The 6,594-nt window shown below is 53.7% G+C and carries 6 protein-coding genes; all 6 read left to right on the forward strand.

Features of this window, described 5'->3' with window-relative positions:
* Positions 1-136: 136 nt before the first annotated feature.
* The 6 genes from ABIE64_RS22280 (at position 137) to araD1 (ending at position 6,422) form a co-directional block, all read left to right on the forward strand.
* Positions 137-1,135, forward strand: a complete 999-nt coding sequence (locus tag ABIE64_RS22280) for a TRAP transporter substrate-binding protein (RefSeq protein ID WP_037991657.1) — start codon at positions 137-139, stop codon at positions 1,133-1,135.
* A gap of 71 nt (positions 1,136-1,206) precedes the next feature.
* On the forward strand, positions 1,207-1,761 hold the full coding sequence (locus ABIE64_RS22285; protein ID WP_037991656.1) for a TRAP transporter small permease: 555 nt from the start codon (positions 1,207-1,209) through the stop codon (positions 1,759-1,761).
* Positions 1,758-3,044, forward strand: a complete 1,287-nt coding sequence (locus tag ABIE64_RS22290; protein WP_223305179.1) for a TRAP transporter large permease — start codon at positions 1,758-1,760, stop codon at positions 3,042-3,044. Before ABIE64_RS22285 ends, ABIE64_RS22290 begins: the two co-directional genes overlap by 4 nt.
* Positions 3,041-4,063 (forward strand): 4-hydroxythreonine-4-phosphate dehydrogenase PdxA, encoded by a 1,023-nt coding sequence (locus tag ABIE64_RS22295; protein WP_181850009.1) that lies wholly within the window; start codon positions 3,041-3,043, stop codon positions 4,061-4,063. The genes ABIE64_RS22290 and ABIE64_RS22295 overlap by 4 nt, the downstream gene beginning before the upstream one ends.
* A 188-nt stretch (positions 4,064-4,251) precedes the next feature.
* Positions 4,252-5,424: an L-rhamnonate dehydratase gene (locus ABIE64_RS22300; protein ID WP_071240696.1), complete on the forward strand. Its 1,173-nt coding sequence runs from the start codon at positions 4,252-4,254 to the stop codon at positions 5,422-5,424.
* 11 nt (positions 5,425-5,435) lie between these two features.
* A complete protein-coding gene (araD1, locus tag ABIE64_RS22305; protein WP_354378661.1) occupies positions 5,436-6,422 on the forward strand; it encodes an AraD1 family protein in 987 nt (328 codons plus the stop codon).
* The last annotated feature ends 172 nt before the right edge of the window (positions 6,423-6,594 follow it).

The raw sequence follows: 6,594 nt of genomic DNA on the forward strand, positions 1-6,594 counted from the left end.
AATGAAGTCGGACCTAAGGTGATTTTTTGTTGACTCTCGGTATCTTCAATATGGTATACCAAAATCAAGCACGGCAAAGATCGTGCGTTCCCAGCTACCGGTGAACAGCGAAATAGATATAAATCGGGAGGAATACATGACCCACACAGGTCGTATCCGTAAATTTGTCGCTGCCGTAACATTTGGCAGCATCACGTCCATTTCCGCACTCGCAACTGCAAATGCTGCAGACGAGATCGTATTTGCCATCAGTGCCGAGCATGGTTCGCTTCAGGCGAATACTGCGGCTGAGTTTACCCGTCTTGCCAATGAGCGACTTGGTGACAAGGCAACGGTGAAGCTTTTTGACTCTGCCCAGCTGGGCAAGGACAAAGAGCTGATGCAGCGCCTGAAGCTTGGGACGGTGCAGATTACTTTGCCGTCATCGACCATGCCGACCATTGCAGACAAATTTGCCCTTTTTGATTTGCCGTTCCTTGTGAAGGATCGTGATCAATTGGCAAAAATCGAAGAGTCTGTTTTCTGGCCGACCGTCGCCCCGCAGGCTGAAGAGGCCGGTTACAAAATCCTTGCTCTTTGGGAGAACGGTTTCCGTCAGATCACCAACAATGCGCGTCCGATCAATGTTCCGGCCGATCTTGATGGTATCAAGTTACGCACGCCGCAATCTGAATGGCGGGTTGCCATGTTCTCGAATTATGGTGCGAACCCGACGCCGATGGCCTTTTCCGAAGTCTTTGTCGGTCTTCAGACCGGCGTCATTGATGGTCAGGAAAATCCGCTGACCAACATCGAGGCTGCCAAGCTTAACGAAGTGCAGAAATACCTGACGCTTTCGGGGCATATCTATTCGCCGTCTTATCCGACCATGTCGGTTACGGTCTATAACGACCTTGATCCGGAAGTTCGCGACATTCTGGTCAATACCGCGCGCGAAGTGGCCCTTTGGTCGCGTGATGCCGGTGCGAAGGCTGACAAAGCGCTGCTTGATGAGCTGACGGCAGGCGGTATGGAAGTCAATACGGCTGATCGTGCCGCCTTTGTTGAAGCTTCCAAGCCGATCTATGACAAGTTCGCATCCGAAATTGATGGCGGCAAGGCACTGGTTGATGCCGCCCTTGCGACTGCAGACTAAATCGGGCGGGGGCAACCATCCGTCCGGTTGCCCCGCATTTTCTTCCTTCGTTTTCCTTAGGAGAGAACGCGATGCAGTTCGCAGCAGTTCTGTTCCGGCGTACACTGGAAGTCTTTACCATGACATTGATCACGTTTCTGGCGTTGATCGTGATCCTGGCAGTGATCTTCCGCTATAGCGGTTATTCCCTGGTCTGGTATGACGAAGTGGCTTCGGTGATGCTGGCCTGGATTACCTATTACGGCGCCGCTCTTGCCGCTGTGCGCCGATCCCACCTCAGTTTCTCGGGTGTTCTTCTTGCCCTGCCTCTGACCCTGCGCAAGATCGTCTTTCTGATGGGCGAGGCCATCGTCATTGCGATGTTTGCTGCAATGGCGTGGGCTGGCTGGTTTGTTCTTCAGATCATGGGGGGCGAAACCCTGATTTCGTTGCCCTGGGTTGGCTTGCAATTCACTCAATCTGTCATTCCGGTCGGCTGTGCGCTGTTCGTGATGGGTCAATTACTGAGTTTGCCGGAAGCATGGCAGCGCATGGTGACGGCACTTGATGTCGAAACCGAAGAAATGAACCACGAAATTGCCAAGGCGCAGAAAAGCGATGTGCCGTTCAATGAAAGGGCAGCATGATGGCCGTTTCAGTCATTCTTCCTTTGATGTTTTTCCTGGTCTTTATGGGGGTTCCGATTGCGGTATCCATCGGTGCGGCTGCACTGGTGGGGGTTTATTCCCTGCATGGAGTTCCGGGTTTCTACAATGCCGCACTTGCCCTGTTTGATGGTGCGACCAGCTTTCCCCTGATTGCGATCCCGCTCTTTATTCTGGCGGGCGCATTGATGAACACCTCATCGATTTCGCGTCGGCTGATCGACTTCGTTTCGGCCCTGATCGGGTTCATGCGCGGCGGTCTGGCGATGGTCAATATCGGGGTGTCGTTATTCTTTGCCGAAATTTCGGGTTCTGCGGTGGCGGATGTTGCCGCGACCGGTTCGGTCCTGATCCCTGGCATGAAGCGCAAGGGATATAAAGGCACCTTTGCGGCTGCGATAACGTCGTCTTCGGCATCCCTTGCGATCATTATCCCGCCGTCAATTCCCATGATCCTTTATGGGGCGCTTTCGGATACCTCGATTGTGCAACTGTTTGTTGCCGGTGTCGTGCCGGGCCTTCTGGGGGCATTCGGGTTGATGTGTGTCAGCTATTACTTTGCGGTAAAATATGACATTCCGCGTGATGAACGTTTTGATCTGGCGCGCGTTCGCAAAACCTTCCGTGAAGCGGCCTGGGCACTGACCCTGCCATTCATCATTCTGGGCGGTATTTTCGGCGGGTTGGTAACAGCGACCGAAGGAGCTGGCCTGGCGGTGGTTGCCGCGGTTGTTATCGGGGCCTTCATCTATCGGGAACTTGATTTTTCGATGTTCCTTGATGCCCTGCGCGAAGGGATCAACCAGACAGCAACCGTGATGCTGCTGGTCGCGACCTCTGCTGTGCTGGGTCTTTATCTGACCGAGGAAGGTCTGCCTCAGATGCTGGCTGCGGCGATCACCGGATTTACCAATGATCCGTTCGTCGTGCTGATGCTGCTTAATGTGCTTTTGCTTGTTCTTGGCTGCATATTGCACGGTGCTGCTGCGATCATTCTGGTGGTGCCGATTGTCTTGCCGCTGATCCAGCAGGTCGGGATTGATCCCGTGCATTTTGGCATCATTCTTACCCTTAATCTTGCCATTGGTCAGCAGACCCCGCCTGTCGCCAGTGTGCTGGTGACATCCTGTTCGATTGCCAAAACCGATATCTGGGAAACGACCAAGGTTAATGTGCCTTTCATCGGCGTGCTGTTCGCTGTGCTGATGGCGGTCACCTACCTGCCCTTCATTCCCATGACGCTTGTGGAGTTCTTTTATAGATGACTGTTAATGTGAAACCGCGTTTGGCGGTAATCCCCGGCGACGCCAACGGTATTGGTCCGGAATTGCTTCTGCGTCTTCTGTCGCGCAGTGATATTCGCGAGAAGGCGGATGTGGTGGTGATTGGCGACAAATGCCTGATTGAACGCGGCCGCAAGGATTCCGGTCTGGATATCAATCTGGCAGCAGTTAAGGATCTCCCGGCAAGCTGGCCAAAAGATGCCTATCCCTATATCGAAACATCATTTTTCAATCCGGATCAGATCAAACCCGGTGTGGTCGATGCCAAATCCGGTGCAGCAAGTCTGCGCACGCTTGACGTCGCCCTTGACCTTGCACGTGACGAAAAAGTTGATGGCATTTTGTTCATGCCGTTCAACAAGGAAGCCATGATCCGTGGTGGCATGGGCCATGAGGACGAGCTGCATTATATGGCCGAGCATATTGGTCATGATGGTCCGATCTGTGAGTTCAACACGATGGAAGGCATGTGGACCAGCCGCGTGACCAGCCATATTGCACTGGCACGTGTCGTGGAAAACATTTCGGTCGACCGGATTGTTGATGCGGTTCGACTGATTACCGATGCTCTTGTCGCCAACGGGATCGATAAGCCACGGGTTGGTGTTGCTGCTCTTAACCCGCATGCGGGCGATGGCGGGAATTTTGGTCGCGAGGAAATCGACATTATCGCGCCAGCGGTAGAGAAGGCCAAAAGCCTTGGACTTCCGGCGGATGGGCCATGGCCGGCCGACACCATTTTCCTAAAGGCGCAAGCCGGGGAACTTGATGCGATTGTCACCATGTATCACGACCAGGGGCAGATCGCGATAAAGCTTCTGGGCTTTGATCGTGGTGTGACCGTGCAGGGGGGGCTTCCGATCCCGGTTGCAACCCCTGCGCATGGTACGGCTTACGACATCTCCGGCCTTGGCAAAGCCAATGTCGGGGCGACCTTGGCAGCATTTGAAATTGTCGCAAGAATGGCGGGAAGCCGACGTCAGGCCCGATTGGCCGCCTGACGATCAGTACCTGATTGTTTTTGCCGTCGGACGGGTTGCGTTCTCCCTGCGCACCCGGCCCGTGGCAAGGTTCTTATCATAAATTCTGGTTCGATCCGGAGACCGCCCAGGACATGTGTCTTGTGTGAACGTCACCGCTTTGTTCGAAAGCCCGATTAGCGGGCACTCCATCTGAAAGGATGATTGCGATGAAAATCAAAAGTATCCGCACACGTGTGTTGCGCTGGAACGGTAAAACCGTCGCCCCGCAGGCCAATTTCTGTACCAACGCATCCGATGCACTTTTTGAGCGCGGCGACAGCATGGGATCCTTCCGGTTCCATGAATGGCTGATCTGTGAAGTTGAAACCGATAACGGTATTGTCGGTATTGGTAACGCGGCACTCGCACCGACGATCACCAAGCAAATCATTGATACCTATCTTGCGCCGCTGGTGATTGGCGAAGACCCGTTCGACAATGAATATCTGTGGCAGAAAATGTATCGCCGTACCCATGCGTGGGGCCGTAAAGGCGTTGGTATGGTGGCAATTTCGGCGATTGATATCGCGATCTGGGACATCATGGGCAAGGCAACCGGCAAACCGGTATTCAAGTTGCTTGGTGGTAGAACCAAGGAGCAGATTCCTGTCTATGCGTCCAAGCTTTATGGTCAGTCGATTGATGCGCTTGCCAAAGAGGCCCAGAGTTATGTCGATCAGGGTTTTGATATGGTCAAGATGCGCTTTGGCTGGGGGCCGAAAGATGGTCCCGCAGGGATGCGCAAAAACCTTGATCTGGTCAAAACCGTACGCGAAGTCATCGGTCCGGATCGTGATCTGATGCTGGAGTGTTACATGGGCTGGAACCTTGAATATACCAAGCGCATGTTGCCTAAACTGGCAGAATTCGAGCCGCGTTGGCTTGAAGAACCGGTGATTGCCGATGATCTTGCAGGCTATGCCGAACTGAACAACATGAACATCGTGCCGATTTCCGGCGGTGAGCATGAATTCACGAATTTCGGATTCAAGACGCTGTTGGATATGAATGCACTTAGTGTCATTCAATATGACACCAACCGTGTTGGCGGTATTACCGCCGCCCAAAAAATCAATGCACTGGCGGAAGCCTATCAGGTGCCGGTCATTCCGCATGCCGGTCAGATGCATAACTATCACCTGACGATGGCGAACCTGAACTGCCCGATATCGGAATTCTTCCCGGTCTTTGATGTCGAGGTCGGAAACGAACTGTTCTACTACGTCTTCAAAGGCGACCCGGTGCCAAAGAACGGTTTCATTGATCTTGATGATGATCTGCCCGGTCTGGGGCTTGAAATCGCCGAGGATGCGCTTGGTGAATTCGAGATCATCGAATAGGGGCCATGATCATGCGTTTGGTTCAATTCATTGCCGAAAACGGCAAGCGCCGGGTTGGCGTTGTTGATGGTGACAAAGTCGCCCCGTTGGCCGGGGTAGATACGGTTCGCGATCTGGCAGCAATTGCCATCGACCGGGGCATGACCATGATCGAAGCGGTGGAGTGCCGCTTCGATGAGGCCCGCGAAAGCTATGATGTGATTGCATCTGCAGGGCGGTTGCTGTCGCCGATTGATCATCCCGATCCTGCGCATCTTCTGGTGACGGGAACCGGTTTGACCCATTTGGGATCGGCATCGGCACGGGCAAATATGCATCAGGCTGCCAGTAAGGCCGCAGATGAAACAGACTCAATGAAGATGTTCCGAATGGGGCTTGAGGGTGGAAAACCGCCTTCGGGTGAAAAGGGAATTCAGCCCGAATGGTTTTACAAAGGCGATGGTTCGATCATTGCGGCACCTGGCGATGATATCCCAAGTCCGTCTTTTGCCCTTGATGGCAGCGAGGAGCCCGAAATTGCCGGGGTCTATATCAATGATCCTGATGGCTTTCCGGTGCGCATCGGTTTTGTGATCGGGAATGAATTTTCCGATCATGTGATGGAGCGGCAGAACTATCTGTATCTTGCTCATTCCAAGCTTCGTGCCTGTGCCATTGGGCCTGAATTATTGCTTGGTGACCTGCCGGGGCATGTCGAAGGGGTTTCACGTGTATATCGTGACGGTGGCATTCTGTGGGAGAAGCCGTTTGTCAGTGGGGAAGAGAACATGTCTCATTCCATCGACAATCTGGAATATCACCATTTCAAATATGATCTTTTCCGGCGCCCCGGGGACATCCATCTGCATTTCTTTGGAACGGCGACGCTCAGTTTTGCCGATGGCATTCAAACCCGCGACGGGGATGAATTCGAAATCGAGGCAAAGCCTTTCGGGCGCCCGTTGCGCAACCGCCTTGCGGTCCAGCCAGAAGAGCTGGTTAAAGTCCGCGTGATCTGATCAAGCAAACGGAGAATTTGATGTCCTATAACCTGACAGGAAAACATCTGATTGCTGGCGAATGGGTCGCAGGCGAGCAGACCTTCCAGTCCGAACCGGCCCATGGCCCGGCCAATACCTTCCCGGTCGGCACCCCGGCCCTGGTCGATCAGGCTGCCAGGGCCGCCGAGGA

Origin of the sequence: Thalassospira sp. MBR-102, from assembly GCF_040549275.1 — a bacterium.
Taxonomy (GTDB): Bacteria; Pseudomonadota; Alphaproteobacteria; order Rhodospirillales; family Thalassospiraceae; genus Thalassospira; species Thalassospira xiamenensis.